Source organism: Amycolatopsis stemonae (assembly GCF_054781455.1).
The window spans coordinates 82,449-100,520 of record NZ_BAAGUJ010000013.1; the positions used below are offsets into that span (position 1 = coordinate 82,449).

Annotated in this window: 20 protein-coding genes; 3 read left to right on the forward strand and 17 right to left on the reverse strand. The window is 72.7% G+C overall.

What is annotated here, in order from left to right; genetic code table 11:
* Positions 1 to 97: 97 nt before the first annotated feature.
* The 9 genes from ACYVLJ_RS36120 to ACYVLJ_RS36160 all read right to left on the reverse strand — a co-directional run bounded on the left by ACYVLJ_RS36120 (position 98) and on the right by ACYVLJ_RS36160 (position 8,776).
* Complete coding sequence (locus ACYVLJ_RS36120) at positions 98 to 1,465, reverse strand: alkaline phosphatase family protein (RefSeq protein ID WP_460442060.1); 1,368 nt, start codon at positions 1,463 to 1,465, stop codon at positions 98 to 100.
* Positions 1,462 to 2,589: a metabolite traffic protein EboE gene (eboE, locus tag ACYVLJ_RS36125; protein ID WP_451978371.1), complete on the reverse strand. Its 1,128-nt coding sequence runs from the start codon at positions 2,587 to 2,589 to the stop codon at positions 1,462 to 1,464. Before eboE ends, ACYVLJ_RS36120 begins: the two co-directional genes overlap by 4 nt.
* Positions 2,586 to 3,437, reverse strand: a complete 852-nt coding sequence (locus ACYVLJ_RS36130) for a TatD family hydrolase (protein WP_460442061.1) — start codon at positions 3,435 to 3,437, stop codon at positions 2,586 to 2,588. The genes eboE and ACYVLJ_RS36130 overlap by 4 nt, the downstream gene beginning before the upstream one ends.
* Positions 3,437 to 3,982, reverse strand: coding sequence for an EboA domain-containing protein (locus ACYVLJ_RS36135; RefSeq protein WP_460442062.1), 546 nt, complete (start codon positions 3,980 to 3,982; stop codon positions 3,437 to 3,439). Before ACYVLJ_RS36135 ends, ACYVLJ_RS36130 begins: the two co-directional genes overlap by 1 nt.
* Positions 3,979 to 4,800, reverse strand: coding sequence for a sugar phosphate isomerase/epimerase family protein (locus tag ACYVLJ_RS36140; protein WP_460442063.1), 822 nt, complete (start codon positions 4,798 to 4,800; stop codon positions 3,979 to 3,981). Before ACYVLJ_RS36140 ends, ACYVLJ_RS36135 begins: the two co-directional genes overlap by 4 nt.
* On the reverse strand, positions 4,797 to 5,624 hold the full coding sequence (locus tag ACYVLJ_RS36145) for a UbiA family prenyltransferase (RefSeq protein ID WP_460442137.1): 828 nt from the start codon (positions 5,622 to 5,624) through the stop codon (positions 4,797 to 4,799). The genes ACYVLJ_RS36140 and ACYVLJ_RS36145 overlap by 4 nt, the downstream gene beginning before the upstream one ends.
* On the reverse strand, positions 5,621 to 6,730 hold the full coding sequence (locus ACYVLJ_RS36150) for an inositol-3-phosphate synthase (protein WP_460442064.1): 1,110 nt from the start codon (positions 6,728 to 6,730) through the stop codon (positions 5,621 to 5,623). The genes ACYVLJ_RS36145 and ACYVLJ_RS36150 overlap by 4 nt, the downstream gene beginning before the upstream one ends.
* A gap of 70 nt (positions 6,731 to 6,800) precedes the next feature.
* Positions 6,801 to 8,045 carry an ROK family protein gene (locus ACYVLJ_RS36155; protein WP_460442065.1) on the reverse strand — a complete coding sequence of 415 codons (1,245 nt, stop codon included), beginning with the start codon at positions 8,043 to 8,045 and terminating at the stop codon, positions 6,801 to 6,803.
* Between the two features lie 269 nt (positions 8,046 to 8,314).
* Positions 8,315 to 8,776, reverse strand: a complete 462-nt coding sequence (locus ACYVLJ_RS36160) for a MarR family winged helix-turn-helix transcriptional regulator (protein WP_451978351.1) — start codon at positions 8,774 to 8,776, stop codon at positions 8,315 to 8,317.
* Positions 8,777 to 8,916: 140 nt separating this feature from the next.
* Between ACYVLJ_RS36160 and ACYVLJ_RS36165 the strand changes: the two genes are divergently transcribed.
* Positions 8,917 to 10,101, forward strand: coding sequence for an MFS transporter (locus tag ACYVLJ_RS36165; RefSeq protein ID WP_451978348.1), 1,185 nt, complete (start codon positions 8,917 to 8,919; stop codon positions 10,099 to 10,101).
* 23 nt (positions 10,102 to 10,124) lie between these two features.
* Positions 10,125 to 10,958: an aldo/keto reductase gene (locus tag ACYVLJ_RS36170; RefSeq protein WP_460442066.1), complete on the forward strand. Its 834-nt coding sequence runs from the start codon at positions 10,125 to 10,127 to the stop codon at positions 10,956 to 10,958.
* A 65-nt stretch (positions 10,959 to 11,023) separates the two neighbouring features.
* Here ACYVLJ_RS36170 and ACYVLJ_RS36175 read toward each other — a convergent pair whose 3' ends face one another.
* The 5 genes from ACYVLJ_RS36175 to ACYVLJ_RS36195 all read right to left on the reverse strand — a co-directional run bounded on the left by ACYVLJ_RS36175 (position 11,024) and on the right by ACYVLJ_RS36195 (position 14,777).
* Positions 11,024 to 11,863: a class I SAM-dependent methyltransferase gene (locus ACYVLJ_RS36175; protein ID WP_460442067.1), complete on the reverse strand. Its 840-nt coding sequence runs from the start codon at positions 11,861 to 11,863 to the stop codon at positions 11,024 to 11,026.
* A gap of 135 nt (positions 11,864 to 11,998) precedes the next feature.
* A complete protein-coding gene (locus ACYVLJ_RS36180) occupies positions 11,999 to 13,075 on the reverse strand; it encodes a beta propeller repeat protein (protein WP_460442068.1) in 1,077 nt (358 codons plus the stop codon).
* 63 nt (positions 13,076 to 13,138) lie between these two features.
* Positions 13,139 to 13,501, reverse strand: a complete 363-nt coding sequence (locus tag ACYVLJ_RS36185) for a DUF4180 domain-containing protein (protein WP_451978336.1) — start codon at positions 13,499 to 13,501, stop codon at positions 13,139 to 13,141.
* On the reverse strand, positions 13,498 to 14,352 hold the full coding sequence (locus ACYVLJ_RS36190) for an alpha/beta fold hydrolase (protein ID WP_460442069.1): 855 nt from the start codon (positions 14,350 to 14,352) through the stop codon (positions 13,498 to 13,500). The genes ACYVLJ_RS36185 and ACYVLJ_RS36190 overlap by 4 nt, the downstream gene beginning before the upstream one ends.
* Positions 14,349 to 14,777: a helix-turn-helix domain-containing protein gene (locus tag ACYVLJ_RS36195; protein ID WP_451979025.1), complete on the reverse strand. Its 429-nt coding sequence runs from the start codon at positions 14,775 to 14,777 to the stop codon at positions 14,349 to 14,351. The genes ACYVLJ_RS36190 and ACYVLJ_RS36195 overlap by 4 nt, the downstream gene beginning before the upstream one ends.
* A 174-nt stretch (positions 14,778 to 14,951) precedes the next feature.
* Here ACYVLJ_RS36195 and ACYVLJ_RS36200 point away from each other — a divergent pair, with 174 nt between their 5' ends.
* Positions 14,952 to 15,368 carry a hypothetical protein gene (locus ACYVLJ_RS36200; protein ID WP_451978331.1) on the forward strand — a complete coding sequence of 139 codons (417 nt, stop codon included), beginning with the start codon at positions 14,952 to 14,954 and terminating at the stop codon, positions 15,366 to 15,368.
* Positions 15,369 to 15,423: 55 nt separating this feature from the next.
* Here ACYVLJ_RS36200 and ACYVLJ_RS36205 read toward each other — a convergent pair whose 3' ends face one another.
* The 3 genes from ACYVLJ_RS36205 to ACYVLJ_RS36215 all read right to left on the reverse strand — a co-directional run bounded on the left by ACYVLJ_RS36205 (position 15,424) and on the right by ACYVLJ_RS36215 (position 18,010).
* Positions 15,424 to 15,591: a hypothetical protein gene (locus ACYVLJ_RS36205; RefSeq protein ID WP_460442070.1), complete on the reverse strand. Its 168-nt coding sequence runs from the start codon at positions 15,589 to 15,591 to the stop codon at positions 15,424 to 15,426.
* 123 nt (positions 15,592 to 15,714) lie between these two features.
* Complete coding sequence (locus ACYVLJ_RS36210; protein ID WP_460442071.1) at positions 15,715 to 16,257, reverse strand: type 1 glutamine amidotransferase domain-containing protein; 543 nt, start codon at positions 16,255 to 16,257, stop codon at positions 15,715 to 15,717.
* 136 nt (positions 16,258 to 16,393) lie between these two features.
* Positions 16,394 to 18,010, reverse strand: a complete 1,617-nt coding sequence (locus ACYVLJ_RS36215) for a PP2C family protein-serine/threonine phosphatase (RefSeq protein WP_460442072.1) — start codon at positions 18,008 to 18,010, stop codon at positions 16,394 to 16,396.
* Positions 18,011 to 18,072 lie beyond the last annotated feature (62 nt).

Genomic DNA, 18,072 nt, shown 5'->3' on the forward strand with positions numbered 1-18,072 from the left:
TCGCCCCGGAGTGGCGCGAAGCCGGTTTCGATCACCTTCCGACGGGGCCGGCGGTCACCCGTTGAGCAGCGTCAACGGTCGTGCCATCTCTGACCTCCTACTCGGTTCGGACAGCCGCCAGCAACAGGTCCTTGACCTCGGTGGCGTGGACCTTTTCGCGCGCGAGCGCGGGGTCCGAGCACAGCAGCACCGGCCCGTCCTCGGGCGCGTCGGGCAGCCGCCCGTGGCTTCCGCGGACCGGCGCCGGGTCGAGCGGGACGACCTGCATCGAGTACCGCAGGCCGAGCTTCTTGCGGGCCAGCGCGGACGCCGCCTTCAGCTTCACCGCCGGGTCGTTCGGGTCGAGGAACAGCTCGGCCGGGTCGTAGCCGGGCTTGCGGTGGATCTCGACGGTCTTCGCGAAGTCCGGCGCGCGGTCGTCGCTCAGCCAGTAGTAGTAGGTGAACCAGGCGTCCGGCTCGGCGATCGCGACCAGCTCGCCCGCACGCTCGTGGTCGATCCCGAACCCGGCCTGCGCCGAACGGTCGAGCACGACGTCCACACCGGACAGTCCGGCGACGATGTCCCGCACGCGCGGGACGTCCGCCGGGTCGGCGACGTAGACGTGCGCGACCTGGTGGTCGGCGACCGCGAACGCCCGCGACGTCCACGGGTCCAGGTACTCCATGCCCGCCTGGACGTACACGTTGAGCAGGCCCTCGCGGCGCAGCGCGCGGTTGACGTCGACCGGCCGGCTCGCGTTCGTGATGCCGTACTCCGACAACGCGACGACCGTGTGCCCGCCCGCGGCCGCTTGGTCGAGCAACGGCTTCAGCGCGGTGTCGAGCTCGCGCGCGGCGGCCGCGGCCTGCGGCGCGTCCGGGCCGAAGCGCTGCAGGTCGTAGTCCAGGTGCGGGAGGTAGACGAGCGTGGTGTCCGGCCTGTCCTGGGTCATGATCTGCCGCGCGGCGGCGATGATCCACTTCGACGACGTGATCGACGCCGTCGGGCCCCAGTAGGTGAACAGCGGGAACTCGCCGAGGTTCCCGACCAGCCGGTCGTGCAGCTGCGGCGGGTGGGTGTAGCAGTCCGGGGACTTCTTGCCGTCGGCGTGGTAGATCGGCCTCGGCGTCACGGTCAGGTCGACGTCCATGCCCATCGCGTACCACCAGCAGACGTTCGCGACCTTGTGCCCCGGCTGCGCGCGGCGGGCGGCGTCCCAGAACCTGTCGCCCTGCACGAGCTTGTTGTGCTGGCGCCACAGGAAGATCTCGCCGAGGTCGCGGAAGTACCAGCCGTTGCCGACGATGCCGTGTCCGGCCGGCTGCAGCCCGGTGAGGAACGTCGACTGCACCGAGCAGGTGACGGCCGGGAACACGGTGTCCAGCTGCGCGGTGAAGCCGGGCTCGGCCATCTTGCGCAGGTTCGGCATGTGCGGGAGCAGCCGCGGCGTCAGCCCGACCACGTCGAGAACCAGCAAACTCATCGTGAAACCTCTTCCAAGCCCAGTTCGATCAAGGAACGCCGGGTCCAGTCCAGCTCGGCCGCGATGCCCGCGACCAGCCCGGCGTCGTCGGCGGGTGCGTCCGGGAGCACCTGCCAGGTGTAGGTCTCGACCTCGACGTGGTCGGTGCGCGCCTGCTCGCCGCCGAACAGCTCGGCGAGCGTGCCGGCGAGCACCGGCCGGGTCGACGTCAGCGGCGGCGCCGGGTCGGCGTGCAGTGGCACGTGGAAGTGCACGCGCCACGGCGCCTCCCCCGGCAGGCCCCCGGCGAGTGCTTCGTCGAGGTCGTCGGCACCCGGCGGGGCGCCTTCGGTGCTCTGGTGCAGGAACCGGGGTTCCACAAAGGACTCCAACGCCCGGCGAGTCGCGGGATCCTTCGGCGAAGCCGCCTCCAGCGCCGCCGACGCCTGCAGCTTGACGACGTCCAGACCGGCCGCTTCGAGCCGCCGCAAAGCGGCCGCCGGGTCCTCGAAGCCGACGGCGAGGTGGCACGTGTCGAGGCAGACGCCGAGCCGGTCCTTGTCCACATCGGACAGCAGCGACGCGGCCTGCGCGGTGGTCTCGATGACGCACCCGGGCTCCGGCTCGAACGCCACGCGCACGGGCCGGTCCAGCTCGGCCAGCCCCTTCGCGAGCAGCTCCAGCTGCCCGCGGTCGTCCCGCCATTCGGTGCGCCAGCCGAGCGGCAACGTCGAGACGCTGCCCCGCGCGGCGTCCTCGGGCATGAGTTCGGCGAGCAGCCGGGCCAGGTCGAGGGTGTACCGCGTCCGTTCGGGCGTCGACCAGTCCGGCCGGTACACCCTGTGCTTGACGACCGGGTCATGGAAGCCCTGGTACGGGAAGCCGTTGAAGGTGACGACCTCCAGGCCACGCGCGGCCAGCTCGTCACGCAGGCGAGCCACCGCGGCCGGGTCCGCGGTCAGCTCGGACGCCACCGGCCGGGCCAGCCACAGGCCAAGCCCGAGCCGGTCCGCACCGAGGCGTTCCCGGACCGGCTCGCCGAAGCGGGCCAGCTGGGCGAGCACGCCGTCGAGGTCCTCGGCCTGGTGCACGTTGGTGCAGTAGGCGAGGTGGACGAGCGCGCCGTCGGGGTGCCGGAACCTCACTTGCGCGCACCCCGCAGGATCGAGTTGCCCGCGAACTCGGCGTCCGCCGGCTCCGGCTCCAGGGCCAGCCGCCCGCTCTGGCCGTAGAACTCGACGGGGTTGCGCCACAGCACGCGGTCCACGTCGTCCTCGGTGAACCCGGCGGCCAGCATCGCGTCGCCGGTCTTCCGCGTCTTGAGCGGGTCGCTCTTGCCCCAGTCCGCGGCCGAGTTCACCAGCACCCGTTCGGTGCCGTGTTCACGAAGGATCGCGACCATCCGGTCTTCGTCCATCTTGGTGTCCGGGTAGATCGAAAACCCCATCCAGGAGCCGGACTCCTTGACCATCGCGACGGTCACCTCGTTGAGGTGGTCGAGCACGACGCGCCCGGGCGCGATCCCCGACTCGCGGACGACGGCGATGCTGCGTTCGGTGCCGGCCGCCTTGTCGCGGTGCGGGGTGTGGACCATCGCCGGGAGGTCGTGGGCGATCGCCAGCGCGAGCTGCGCCGCGAACGCCTTGTCCTCCTCGGCGGTCATCGAGTCGTAGCCGATCTCGCCGACCGCGACCACGCCGTCCTTCTCCAGGTAGCGGGGCAGCAGGTCGAGCACCGGGGCGCAGCGCGGGTCGTTGGCCTCCTTGGGGTTCAGCCCGATGGTGCAGTGGTGCGCGATGCCGAACTGGCTCGCGCGGAACGGTTCCCAGCCGACCAGTGCGTCGAAGTAGTCCGTGAAGCTGCCGACGTTCGTGCGCGGCTGGCCCAGCCAGAACGCCGGTTCGACGAGCGCCCGGACGCCGGCGGCGTGCATGGCCGCGTAGTCGTCGGTGGTGCGGGAACTCATGTGGATGTGGGGATCGAAGATGCGCATCAGGCGTCCTGTTCGTCGAGCAGCGGGAGGAGGTCGGCGGGCACGGCGCGGCCCGCGGCGGTGCGCTCGGCGGCGAACGACCGCAGCATGCGCAGCAGCTCCTCGTCGGTCCGGCGGTCCAGGCCGGCCACTTCGGCCAGCGGGATGCCCATGAAGACGCACTTGAGCACGCCGTGGCGGTAGGCGGAGTCGTCCAGGTGCGCGGCGGCGTACTCCCCCATCGCGGCGGTGACGAGCCGGGGGTCGTTGGTGCGCAGGGCGTCCGCGACCAGCTCCAGCCCGGCGGCTCCGATGTCCACAACGGACAGTCCACGGAGGACGGCCCGCTTCTCGGCCGCGTCGCCGTGGCGGTAGAGATCGGGCATCTCACCCGCCGCACCGTGAGCCGCCTTCAGCAGCTCCAGCCGGGCCAGGTCGTCGACCGTCCACCCCGGGACGTCCGACGGACCCCGGCCGACCCGGCGGCCGACGCCCGGGAACACCGTGCGCAACGCCGTCGCGTCGGCGGCCACCTTGGTCACGGCTTCGTCGAGCCAGGCGTTCACGCGGGCACCGCCTTCCGCAGGAACTCCAGGGACTCCCGGGCGATCCGCGGGGCCGCGTGGCTGTCGCGCGGCAGTTCGACGGCGACGAGCCCGGAGTACGGCGACAGCGCTTCCAGGACCGGCGGGAAGTCGATCTCGCCCGTCCCGAACTCCAGGTGCTCGTGCGTGCCGCGGCGCATGTCGTCGATCTGGACGTTCACCAGCCGCGGCAGGGCCCGCCGGACGCAGTCGGGCACCGACGCCGTCTCGTTGCACCGGCAATGCCCGATGTCCAGCGTGAGCCCGAACCGCTCCGGGTCACCCAGGCGCCGGGCCAGCTCGAAGTAGCCGTCGAGGTCTTCGACGAGCATCCCCGGCTCCGGTTCGAAGCCGAGCCGGACGTCGTGCTCGTCGGCGGCCTTGAGCACCTCGGCACAGCCGTCGGACAGATGTGTCCACGCGTCTTCGGCCGCGAGACCGGCCGGCTTGTTCCCGCTCCAGAACGACACCGCCTCGGCGCCGAGATCGGCGGCGATCTCGACGGCCCGTGTCAGGAACTCGACGCGGCGCGCGCGGTCCGGGTCGAGGAACGTCGGCGAGTGCTTGCGCCACGGGTCCAGCAGGAACCGGGCGCCCGTCTCGATCACGACGGCCAGCCCGAGCCGGTCCAGGTCCGCGGCCAGCGAGGCGACGCGGCGGGCGAGGTCCGGCCCGAACGGGTCGAGGTGCTGGTGGTCCAGCGTCAGCGCGACGCCGTCGTAGCCCAGGTCCGCGAGGACGCGCAGGGCGTCGCCGAGGCGGTGGTTGGCGAAGCCGTTGGTGCCGTACCCGAACCTCATGTCGGCGACACCTTCCGGCTCAGCGCCCGCGCGATCGGGAACGCGGCGGCCACGGCCAGCGCCGAGCGCCACGCGCCGGTCCGCGCGATCAGCCCGGCCTGCAGCGGGATCATGCCGTGGATCCCGGCGCCGACCGCGCGGCGGATCTTCGGCGCGGCCGGGTCTCGGACGGCGTCGTACTGCGCCCGCCCGGTCGTCGCCAGGTACGTCCCGAGCAGCGCCGAAGCCAGCGGCCCGACGCGGCCCGCGGCGACGCGCACCCCGGCCGTGGCCGCGAGCGTCGCGGCCGGCAGGGCGGGCTTGGCGCCGTGCACCTCGGACCGCGACAAGGTCGTCACGGCGAAGGTGTGCGCCCCGACGGTCAGCGCGGCCGGTGCCGCGGCCCGCGCGCCCCCGGCGCCGAGCAGGACGTCGAGCGTGCGGGCGGTGGCCATCGTGGCCGGCCCGAACACGGTTTCCTTGAGCAGGAAGTCGTACGCCCAGACCGTCGCGGCCAGCGGCAGTGCCACGCGCAGCGCCCGTTTCCCGCCGGCGGCCGCGGCGATGCCGAGGCCGCCCGCGGTGAGGCCGGTGGCGACCCCGAGCGCGGTGCCCGGCGACACCCGGCCCGACGGGATCGGCCGCTCGGGCCGTTCCATCGCGTCGAGGTGGCGGTCGGCGTAGTCGTTGAGCGCCATGCCCGCCCAGTAGATGCAGACGGACGCGCCGGTCAGCGCCAGCGTGCGGCGCCCGAACGGCCAGCCCGAAGCGGCGGCCCCGGCGACGGCGTCCCCGGGCACGGTCAGCGCGGCGGGCGCGCGGACGAGTTCGACGAGCGCCTTCACCGGTTCGCCCACTCACGCAGGGCCGCGTACTGCGACGCGAGGTCGTGCGGGCCGTCGCCGACAGGATCCTTGAAGAAGAACCCGAACTCGGCCACCGGCCCGGCGACGCCGTCGCGGCACGCCTTGCCGGTCAGCCGGGCCAGGTCGAGCACGAGCGGCGCGGCGAGCGCGGAGTCGCAGCCCTGCCAGGTGAGCTGCAGCGTCATGCGCGCGCCGAGGAACCCTTCGAACAGCACGTGGTCCCAGGCGGTCTTCCAGTCGCCGAGCGCCGGGACGTTGTCGATGTGGACCTCGCCTTCGACGTCCCGGCCGAGGTTCCGCGAGAGCACCTGCTGCTTCGACGCGTTCTTGCTCGACGCCGCGCCGGGGTCGGCGAGCGTGGCGCCGTCGCCGCCGCCGAGCAGGTTCGTGCCCGACCAGGCCAGCACGTTCAGGCCGCGCTGGGCGAACATCGGGGCGAGCACCGACCGCAGCAGCGTCTCGCCGGTCTTGCCGTCGCGGCCCGCGTACGGCTGCCCGCTCGTGCGGGCGAGTCCGTCGAGGGCGGGCAGCCGCGCGCCGGTCGACGGGGTGAAGTCGACAAAGCCACAGCCGGCGCGGAACGCGGCGTAGGCGTACAACGCGCTGGGCGGCAGCACGTCCAGGTCCGCTTCCAGCGCGGCCGGCGACGCGTGGGCCGGGTGCGGCACGCACGGCGGTTCGGTCGAGGCCACGTTGACCACGACGACGTGGTCCAGACCCTCCCGGAACTCCGCCAGATCCGCGATGATCCGGTCGGCGCCGGCTCGTCCACCCTCGGTCGGCGCGGGACGCAGCCGCGCTTCGGCCGTCTCGAGCTCGGCCGTGACCGGGCCGGGCAGCGCGGCCGGCAGCACCCCGGCCGCCGCCAGCTGCTCGGCGCGCTTGACCAGCGGCGTGTCGACGACGTCGTGTCCCCCGAAGACCAGATCCCCCAAGCCGGGCACCGCCGCCCCGGCGAAGTCCGGTAGCTCGGTGACGCACCCGGTGCGCGCGGCGAGTCCGGCCCGCATCGCGGCCGCTCCGGCGATCGCCGTCGTCGCCACCGATCCGCGGGCACCGATCAGCCAGACGCCGATCTTCCCCATGTTTCCTCCCTGGTTCAGCCCAACCCCACCCGATCTCTATCGCCCGAGTGGATCAAGCGTTTCCCGCGCGTCATCCGCTGTCCCTTTCCGCACGCGGCGGCACGAGTGCCGGATCGTCGAACACCGCCTGCAGCGCGACGTGCGCGCCCCCGCGCGAAGCCGCGGAGAACCCGAGCCACGACAGCTCGACGCGGCAGCCCCCGATGGCCGGGGCGATCACCCGCGCCGTCAGCTCGGTCATCATCGGGGTGAGGAGGTACGGCCCCAGCTGCGCGAAGTAGCCGCCCAGCAGGACCACGCGCGGGTTGAAGACGTTGACCAGCACGGCCGCGCCGACACCGAGCCCGGTGCCGACCTGCGCGAGCGCGTCGAGCGTGCGCCGGTCCTTGAGCTCGGCGCGGCGGCGGATCATGTCGAGCCGCTGTTCGAGGTCGAGCGACGGGTCGTGCACCGGGTCGCCCGGCGACGCGGCGAGCCGCAGCATCCCGGCCAGCCCGACGAGCGTCTCCCAGCAGCCGCGGCGCCCGCAGCCGCAGAGCCGGCCCGCCGGGTCGAGCTGGATGTGCCCGATCTCACCGGAAAACCCCTCCGCGCCCCCGAGCAGCCGGCCCCCGGAGATCACCCCGCCGCCGACGCCGATCTCGCCGGTCAGGTACACGAGGTCGGCGGTGCCGGCGACGCTGCCCATCGCGTACTCGCCGAGCGCGCCGAGGTTCGCGTCGTTGGCCGTGCGGACCGGGAACGCCAGGGGGCCGAACCGCCGGGTCAGCCGGTCGGTGACGCCGGCCGCGACCGGGACGTCGGTCCAGTGCAGGTTCGGCGCGAAGGCGACGGTGCCGCTCGCGACGTCGACCAGCGCCGGGATCCCGACGGTCACCCCGGCCGGCAGCACGCCGAGCCGGCGGCACTCGCGCAGGGCCCGTGCGGTCAGCTCGGCGCCGGCGTCGAGCACCTTCGCCACGGGCAGGGCTTGGACGTCGAGCGCCACGCGCTGCTCGAAGAGGACGGCACCGGTGAGGTCGAGGGCGAGCGCCGTCACGTAGTCGACGTTGATCTCGACGCCGATCCCGCCGACGCCCCGCCCGTCCAGCTCGACGATCGTGCCCGGCCGCCCGACGGCACCGGCGCGTTCCCGCTCGCCTTCGCGGACGAGCCCGCGCGCGGCGAGCTCCGCGACGAGGCTCGACACGGTTCCCTTGTTCAGCCCGGTGTCCGCGGCGATCCCCGCCCGCGACCGCGACCCCGCGTCGCGCAGGTGCCGCAACACCAGCGAAAGGTTGCTCCGGCGGACGGCGGCCTGGTCGGCCGGGCGCACCGGTCTGAGCGAAAAGGAGGAGTCCACGCCGACACCGCCCCGGTTCGTCTGGTGGACCAACAAATTAGGGCGGGCGAAACGATCCGGTCAACGCGCACTTCTGCGGACAAAAGCCGGACAACCGGTGCTGACCAGCGCAACTATCGAACGATGGATGCGAAAGTGTCCCACGGATGGAGCACAGGTTCGGGAAATCGCCGACCTAATCCTCCCGCCGAACGGGCCGTACCGCTCAGCGGGAGTGCCGGGCCGGCTTGCGCAAGGTTTCGTCAGGCGGACGGCACGGCCGGGAAGGAAAGCGTGCCCAGCGCGGCGACCAGCGGCGAAAGTTCCGGCAACCGCCCGGCGTCGGCGAGGGCCTCCGCCAGCGCGGCGTCGTGGGTCGGACGGGCCGCCGTCAGCAGGGCCTGGCCCGCCGGCGTGACCTCCGTGTAAATGCCGCGGCGGTCGTCCGCGCAGAGGTAACGGGCCAGCAGGCCGCGGCCCTCGAGCCGCGTGACGAGCCTCGTCGTCGCCGACTGGCTGAGCACCACCGCGTTGGCGAGTTGGTTCATCCGGAGGTGGAAGCCGTCCTGGCGGGCCAGGGCGTCGAGCACGCTGTACTCGCTCACCGAAAGCTCGTGGTCACGCTCGAGCGCGCGCTGCAGCCTGTCCTCGATCCGCGCGTGCAGCGCGGCCAGCGTGCGCCAGCCCTGCGCTCTCGCTTCCACGGCGTCGTCGTCCAGTGACACGGTTCACCTCTCCCCGGCTTGCGCGTGCTCCCTTGCACGCTGCACTATCAAGCCTGTGCAATATACGGCGTGTGCAACTATCTCGGACGCTCGTAGTTGCCGACGCCAGTAACCACTCTACCTCCGGAAGAAGGAAGTCCATGCCCGCCGCTCTGCTCGCACTGGCGATCAGCGCTTTCGGGATCGGCACCACCGAGTTCGTGATCATGGGCCTGCTGCCCGAGGTCGCGGGCGACTTCGGCGTCTCGATCCCGTCCGCAGGCCTGCTCATCTCGGGCTACGCGCTCGGCGTCGTCGTCGGTGCCCCGCTGCTCACCGCCCTCGCTTCGCGGGTGCCCCGCAAGACCGTGCTGGTCGCCCTGATGGGCCTGTTCATCGCGGGCAACGTGCTCTCGGCGCTCGCCCCGGGCTACGGCCTGCTGATGACCGGCCGGGTCGTCGCCGCGCTGAGCCACGGCGCGTTCTTCGGTGTCGGCTCGGTCGTCGCCGCGTCCTTGGTCGCCCCGGCCAAGCAGGCCAGCGCGATCGCGCTGATGTTCACCGGGCTGACCGTCGCGAACGTGCTCGGCGTGCCCGCCGGCACCGCGCTCGGCCAGGCCTTCGGCTGGCGGTCGACGTTCTGGGTGGTCAGCGCCCTCGGCGTGGTCGGCGCGATCGGCATCCTCGCGCTCGTGCCGCACCAGGAACCCGGCCCGGACGCGGGCCTGCGCGGCGAACTCGCCGTGTTCCGCCGCCCGCAGGTGTGGCTCGCGCTGGCCATGACGGCGCTCGGCTTCGCCGGCGTGTTCGCGTCCTTCACCTACATCGCGCCGATGATGACCGAGGTCGCCGGGTTCTCGAGCGGGGCCGTCACCTGGCTGCTCGTGCTCTTCGGTGCCGGCCTGTTCGCCGGCAACCTGCTGGGCGGGCGCGCCGCGGACCGCAGGCTGATGCCCAGCCTGTACGTCATCCTCGCCGCGCTGGCCCTCGTGCTGGTGGCGTTCGTCTTCACCGCGCACGCGAAGGTGCCGGCGGCGATCACGATCGCGCTGTTCGGCGCGGCCGGGTTCGCGACCGTTCCGCCGCTGCAGGCCCGCGTGATGGCCAAGGCCGAAGGCGCCCCGGCGCTGGCTTCGGCGGCGAACATCGCCGCGTTCAACCTCGGCAACGCCGGCGGCGCGTGGCTCGGCGGCCAGGCCATCGGCGCCGGGCTCGGCTACACCGCGCCCAACTGGATCGGCGCGCTCCTCGCCGCGGCGGGCCTCGCCGTGGCCCTCGTCTCCGGCCTGCTCGACCGCCGGACTCCGGTTAGTTTCGTGCCGGAGGAACGGGTACTCACCCGATGAACCACCCAGTGAAAGGAAATCCCGTGACCAGCGTGCCTGCGATCGAACTCACCAACGGCGTGCGCATGCCGCAGCTCGGCTACGGCGTGTTCCAGGTCCCCGACGCGGAGACCACCGCCGCCGTCAAGGCCGCTCTCGAAGCGGGCTACCGCAGCATCGACACCGCCGCCGTCTACGGCAACGAAAAGGGCGTCGGCCAGGCGATCGCCGAATCCGGCCTCGCCCGCGACGAACTGTTCGTCACCACCAAGCTGTGGAACTCCGCCCAGGGCTACGACTCGACGCTCAAGGCGTTCGACGAGAGCATGGCGAAGCTCGGCCTGGAACAGCTGGACCTCTACCTGATCCACTGGCCGACGCCGAAGCGCGACAAGTACCTCGACACCTGGAAGGCGTTCGAGAAGCTGTACAAGGACGGCCGGATCCGCGCGATCGGCGTGTCCAACTTCCAGCCCGCGCACCTGGAGCGCCTGCTCGACGCCGCCGAGATCGCCCCGGCGGTCAACCAGATCGAGCTCCACCCGTACCTGCAGCAGCTGGAAGTCCGCGAGTTCGACGCGAAGAACGGGATCGCGACCGAAGCGTGGAGCCCGCTGGCCAAGGGCGGCAGCCTGCTCGGCGACCCGGTGATCGCGGAGCTGGCGGTGAAGCACAGCCGGACGCCGGCGCAGATCGTGCTGCGCTGGCACCTCCAGCTGGGCAACGTGGTGATCCCGAAGTCCGTGACGCCGTCGCGGATCGCGGAAAACTTCGACCTGTTCGGGTTCACCCTTTCGGAGGAGGAAATGGAGTCGCTCACGCCGCTCGACCGCGGTGAGCGCACCGGCCCCGACCCCGACAGCTTCAACGCCGCCTGACCCCTCGTGAGTGTTCAGGGCGGCGGGACCCGCCCTGAACACTCACGACGAGTTGCGGCAGACCCTCACTGTTTGCGGGCGACTCCGCCCAGCGTGAGGAAGTTCAGCTCGCTCAGCGGGTGCAGCCGCGGGCCGTCCGGCCACCATTCGTGCAGGTAGACCAGCCCCGGCCGCAACAGCTCGGTGCCCTCGAAGAACGCCGCGATCTGCTCGCGCGTGCGGTACACGCTGCCCAGCCCGGTGCCCTGGAAGCTCGTCTCCAGCAGCCGCGCCAGTTCCTGGCGCGGGGAGTCCTCTTCCGGGTCGAAGTGGTGCGTGAGCAGCAGGTACGAGCCGGGCGCGAGCGCGGCCACGTACTCCGAGACGACCGATTTCGCGCGCTCGTAGTCGTCGATGTGGTGGATGATCGACGTCAGGATCAGCGCCACCGGCCGGGTGAAGTCCAGGTATTCCTTGACGACGTCGTCGGCGAGCGTCTCCGCCGGACGGGTCAGGTCGGCGCCCGTCACGTGCGTCAGGTAGTTCTCTTCCAGCAACGCCCGGCCGTGCACCTGCACGACCGGGTCGTTGTCGACGTACACCACCTGCGCGTCCGGGTTGTACCGCTGGGCCACCTCGTGGGTGTTCTCCGCCGTCGGCATGCCCGAGCCCAGGTCCAGGAACTGGTCGATGTCGCGTTTCCCGGCGAGGAACCGGACCGCGCGCACCAGCCAGTCGCGGTGTTCCTTGGCCATCGTGCGCGCCCCGGGGGCGATCGCCAGCAGCCGCCGCATCGCTTCGCGGTCGACCTCGTAGTGGTCGTGCCCGCCGAGCAGCGCGTCGGACAGCCGGGCCAGGCTCGCCTTGGAGAAATCGAGGGAAGCCGAGCCGCCCTCGGTTCCGGACCGCAGGTCGCCAGGCGTCATCGGCTGTTCTCCCTCGTCATCCGGCGCCGGCCCCTGCCCCGGGCCCGGCCACCTGTGTCCGGCAACGGACGGTGCTCAGACTACGACATGGCGTTCACCAAGTGAACCGGGCCGAAGGGCCTTGGCTGCCAGGGACTATGACCCGAACCGCACTTCACGCCAGATGTGTCCGCCGTCCGTGGTCCGGTACACGGCGGAGCCGTCTGCGGCATCCGGCTGACCGTCGACGACCACCCCGGTGCCGCCGCCGGGGAAGTCGAGATCGGACAGCTCGAGCCCGCGGTCGGAAAGGACGGTCGTCGTCCAGGTGCGGCCGCCGTCGGCGGTGCTGTGCAGGAACCCCGTGCCGCCGCCCATCGCCGCGACCGTCGCGGACGCGGGCGTCGCGGCGGCGAAGCCCTGGGTGATGCCCGCGAACGGCGCGGCGTCGTCGCCGCTGAACGTGCCGCCGAGCTCCGGCGCGTGCCGCAGCTCCCGCTCGGTCGAACCGGGCTGTGGCGTACCGGGGCTGCTGCTGCACAACGCCACGACCCGCCGGTCGCGCACCCCGGCGAGCGAAGCGACCGAACCCGGCGGGCACGGCGGCGCGGCCGGGGTGAAGCGGACGCCGTCGCGCGACGTCCAGTACTTCTCCGTGCCGTAGTCCGAGCCGAGCGCGACCTGCAGGCCGCCGCCGACGGCCAGGTCGCCGTAGGTGATGCCGCCGGTGACCGCGAAGCCGGGCATGGGAACCAGCACCGGCGAACCGGCGACGCCCGAGTACAGCCGGGTCGAGCCGCGGCCGCTGAGGATCGCGAAGACCCGGCCGGCGGTTTCGGTGATCTTCGAGACGTAGTAAGGCTCCCGCGCGCCGGCGAGGCCGACCGGGTGCCAGCTCGCCCCGCCGTCCCGGGTCGCGCGCACGTGGACGCCGTCGCTGACGTACGCGACGCGATCGCTCGTGACGGTCAGGGCGACGTGGTTGTGGTTGTCCGGCAGCGGCAGCGCCGGCGCGCCCAGCCGCCGCCAGTGGGTCCCGCCGTCGGTGGTGCCCAGCAGCGCGGGGCACCACGTCTTCCCGCAGGGCGAGTACCCCAGGACGTACCCGCGATCGGCGCTGGTCCAGCTGGTCGAGGCGGGACGGAACCCCTGCGGGACAACGGTTTCCGCCACCGCGGGCGGGGCCAGCCCGGCCAGGAGGGCGAGCAGGGCCACCAGCAGCGCGCTTCTCATGATCACCTGGACGTGCCGCGCGGGACGGGGTTGCCCGTCCCGCGCCAGGTTCCGCCGCGCGGCTCAGCGCGCCGCGGCCAGCCGCGCGTCGAGCTCCGCCAAGTCGGCCACGAACCAGACGTCCTTGCCGCGGTTCGACTCCCGCACGACGTCCCGGAAGGCGCCGCTCGCCTCGAGGTGCGGCCGGACGTCGCCGAGCAGCACCAGCCGGAAGCCGTACTGGACGACCTTCGAGAAGAAGTGCCCGATGAGCTTGGCGTGCATGTCGAAGAACCGGGCGGGGAACCGCTCGACCGGGACGACGAGGACTTCGGCGCCGAGGCCGTAGGTGGCCCCGACGAGGTCGACGGCGTCCTGCTCGGTGCTCAGCGGCGGGCCGTCGGACGGCGCGTGCCACACCGCGACGCCGTGCCGCGTGTCGATCATTTCGTTGCTCCGTTCAGGAATTCGGTGACGGCTTCGGCCCAACCGGGCAGGAAGTGCCCGGCGTCCTCGGCCAACCGGACGTCGGCGCCGGGCAGGGCTTCCCGCAGCTTCGCCGCCGCGTCGCGCTGGTCCAGGAGGACGTCACGGGCGCCGAAGTGGGCCTGCACCGGCACGGCCAGCTCGCGCAGCCGCTCGGCCGGGATCACCGGGATCGCCTCCAGCCGCGGTTTGAAGTGCTCGAACGTCGCGAGCGTGAACTCGCCGACCGCACGCCGGCGCGGATCGGCGGGACCTCCTCGGGCGACCATCGCCAGCGAGCGGCGCCGGCCCCAGTCGCCGAACAGGCTGTACGCGCCGAACTTCAGCAGCGGCGCGATCCGGCGGCGGCCGATCCCGGCCGGGTTCACCAGGGCCAGCGCCGACACTCTCCCGGGCTGCCGCACCGCGTGGTCGAGCGCCCAGAAACCACCCAGGGACGTGCCGAGGAAGGCGGCGCGGGACAGGCCGAGCGCGTCGAGGACGTCGTCGAGCCACTCCGCGTAGGCGGCCGACCCGAGCGGCGGCCGGGCTTCGACGGTCCGCCCCGGCTCCCCGGGTGCGTCCACCGCGTACACCCGCAGCCGCGCGGCGAGCGTGGCGATGTCGGGCAGCCAGTGCGCGGCCGTGCCGCCGGAGCCCTGCAGGGCCACGACCGGCGGCGCGTCCACCGGACCGGACACGACGGCGAAGGTCTCGCCGAGCCGCGTCCCGAGGGTGCGCGGCTCGTGCGGCACCGGCCAGCCGCCGAGGAGGGCGTCGTAGCGCTCCCGGACCGCCCGGCCGCCTTCGGCCGAGCGGTAGATCGTGCTCACGTCAGGTTCTCGGTGATCGACGCGACCCAGCGCAGCAGGTCGGCACCGGCGGCGAGGTCGCCGAACACGAGGATCTTCATGGTGGCGCGCTCCTTGTCGTAGATGGTCTCGACGCGCAGGGGCCGCTCACCCTCCTCCCGCGGTCCGTTCACCGAGGCCATGACCATGGTGGCGATGCGGTCGGCCCCCGCCCGGTCGACGCCGTCGATCTCGGCGACGCCCGACAGCTCGGCGACGGGCCGGTCCGGCTTCGCGCCGGCCACCGGCAGCCCGGTGAAGGCTTCCAGGTCCGCCGCGGTGATCCGGTACTGCTTGCCGATCCGGACCGCCTTCAGCCGCCCGTCCCGCACGTAGTTCCGGACCGTCCGGACGTGCAGGCCGAGCTTCGCGGCGACCTGTTCGACGGAGAAGACCTCCTGCGACATGGTCTCCTTCATGGTCCAGCCCTCCTCATGTTCCGTAAACAACCCTATCATGTCAACACTCAGGGAAGTTTAGGGAAGGCATGATTCGCTCACCCAGGTGACGGGTACTCCACGAACCTGCGAGCACACGCCCAGATACGTCCACATCGGACAGTCGAAAGGACGGCGCCGACGATGCCGTATCCCCCGCCCCCGGAGCCGTACGAACCGCGGTACGAGCCCGAGCCCGCCGAAGAAGTCGTGGAGCGCACGCACCCGCGCATCCGGGTCGTGCGCACGGTCAACGCGCTGATCCACCTCGTGTGCGCGGTGTTCGCGCTGGTCCTCGCCGTGCACATCGTGCTGGTGCTGGGCGAGGCCAACTCGGCGAACGGCTTCGCGCACCTGATCAACGAGTGGTCGTCGAGCGTCTCGCTCGGCTTGCGCAACCTCTTCACCCCGGACTCCGAGAAGCTGCGGACCTTCCTCAACGACGGTCTCGCGGCGGTGATCTGGCTGGTCATCGGCGCGATCCTGACCGACGTCATCGCCCGCATCGGTGTGCCCGGCCCCCGGCGGGTCTGGTACCGCCGCGGCTACCGCTACCACTGACGGACCCACGAAGAAGGCCTCCCCGGAGCCGGGGAGGCCTTCTTCGTGGGTCGGGTCAGAGCCGCGGCGGCTCGGCACCGGGCTGGAGAGGCTCCGGTTCGGACTCGGGCCGGGCTTCGCGCTCGGCCGGCTCGCCGGCGCGGGGTGCCGGAACGCCCTCGGCGGCGATCGCGTCGAAGTGCTCACGGCACCAGCGGCCGTAGCGTCTGGCGTGCACAGTCATCGCGTCCACCTCCTCTCCACGGGCGATCCAGGTCACACGTCCAGCGTGCTCCGCCGCGATGCCGAATGCCAACACATTTAAGCGGGACTTAACACACGGCCGGGTGAACGTCCACAAAGGACGTCAGCTCGCGAACTCCCGCACGACCGCACGGGAGAACGCCGGAAGGTCGTCCGGGTTGCGGCTGGACACCAGGCCGTTGTCGACCACGACCTCTTCGTCGAGGACGGTGGCGCCGGCGTTGCGCAGGTCGGTGCGGACGCTCGGGTACGACGTCAGCGTGCGGCCACGCACGACATCGGCTTCGACGAGCGTCCACGGACCGTGGCAGATGACGCCGACCGGCTTGCCGGAGCGCACGAAGTCGCCCGCGAAGCGGACGGCGTCCGGGTTCGTGCGCAGGTTGTCGGGGTTCATCGTGCCGCCCGGCAGCAGCAGCGCGTCGTAGTCGCCGACCTGGACGTCGGCCACCTTCCGGTCGACCGCGAACCGGTCGCCCTTGTCGATATCGCCGTTCATGGCCTGGATCTCGCCGGTGTCGAGCGAGACCAGCTCGACCGTCGCACCTTCGTCGAGAACGGCCTGGCGCGGCTGCTCCAGCTCGACCTGTTCGACACCGTCGGCGGCCAGGATCGCGACCCGGCGCCCCTGCAGTGAGTTCACCATGAGACTCCCTTCGTCGAGATCAATGCACGAAGGAATTACCCCCTGCGGGAGGGGCCAAACACGGTCTACAAAGGACTGCGCGGTCCGGGGCTCCGCCCCGAGCCGGGGGCTCCGCCACCCGGACCCCCGAAAGACGTCAGTCCGAACACTCGACAGCCAAGACAGCGATGTCATCGTGGGCGGAACTGCCGAGCCAGTCACGCACGGCCTGGCGCAGCCGCCGCACCACCTCGCGGGCCGGTTCGCCCGCCGCGGCCGCCAGTACCCCGCGCAGCCGGTCGTCGCCGAAGAGCTCCGACTGGTCGTGGCGGTTGCGGGCCTCGGTGATGCCGTCGGTGTAGAGCAGCAGGACGTCGCCGCGCTCCAGGCGGACCTCCGCCTCGGCGAAGCGCGCCTGCGGCGAGATGCCCACCAGCGTGCCGGGGACCGTGACCTCTTCGACCTCGCCCGCCCCGCGCACGATGAGCGGCGCCGGATGCCCGCCGGAGGCCAGCGTCAGGCCGACGCCACCGTCCGACGGCCGCGCCGTGCCGAGCACCAGCGTCGCGAACCGGCTGCTGCCGCCCGCGATGAGCAGCTCGTTGAGCAGCCGCAGCAGCGTCCGGCCGTCGCGCTCGACCATGGCGAGCGCGGTCAGCGCGTGCCGGACCCGCCCGGTCAGCGCCGCGGCCTCGGCGCCCTTGCCGCAGATGTCGCCGAGCACCAGGAACGCGCTGCCGTCGTCGTGGGCGAGGACGTCGAAGAAGTCGCCGCCGACGGCGAGCACCCCGGCGGCCGGCTCGTACCAGGTCTCGAAGCGGGCGCCGTCCAGCTCGGGCGGGTCGACCGGGCGCAGGGTGGTCTCCAGGCCGCGCGTGGCCTCCTCTTGGCGGGCGTAGCGCTGCGCGTTGGCCAGCGCGGTCCCGGCCGCCTTCGCGAACTCGACGACCGCGCGGTCCTGCTCGGTGCCGAACTCCGGGTCCGCGCGGCGGCCCAGCAGCAGGGCCCCGGTGACACCGGCGCCGGCGCTCGGGCCCAGCGAGACGACCGTCACCTCCGCGTGCCCGGCGAACCGGTCGGCGACGACCGAAGGCAGCGTGGCGACCTCGGGCGCGGGAACGGGGGCCGGCTGCGGCGTCCCGACCGCGGCGAACGTCGCCGCCAGCACCGGCGCGACCTGCGGCGGGACCCGCCGGATCCGGCCGTGGCCGTGCGCCTGCGGGCGCTCGCAGCTCCACCACTCCCACCGGCCGCGGGTGGTCGGCAGCAGCACGAAGACCGTCTCGGCCAGCGCGGACGCGGCGAGCTCGGCGATCACCCGCGCGGTCCCGTGGCGCCCGCGGGCCCCGGCCAGCCGCGGCCCGGCCTCCGCCAGGAAGTCCCCGACGTGCCACTGGGCGACGTCTTCCGCGGGCACGGTCCAGGAGTGCCAGCCGCCGGGCAGCGCGCGGACCCGTGCCGGACGCCGGTGGCCCGCTACTTCGACGTGACCGAACACCTGGCTCGCGGGGGTCCGGGTGGCGGAGCCCCCGGCCAGGGGCGGAGCCCCTGTTGTCGGAGTTTCGGCGACCGGGAGCAGGCGCGGCTCGGCGCCGTCGGCCAGCGCCCGCGCCGACGGGTTCGCCCAGCGCAACGCCCCTTCGGCGTCCTGCAGGAAGACCGCGTCACGCACGTCCTCGAGGACCGCTCGCCCGAAGGCGTCGAAGCCCGGCGGCGCGTCCTCCGCGGTCATCGGCGGCAGGGCCGCCGACGCCGGAGCCGGACGTGACACCATGCACGGACCTCCTGCCTCCGGACTGCTGTCGCACGGTTACCGCGTGAGCGGGCGGACTGGCT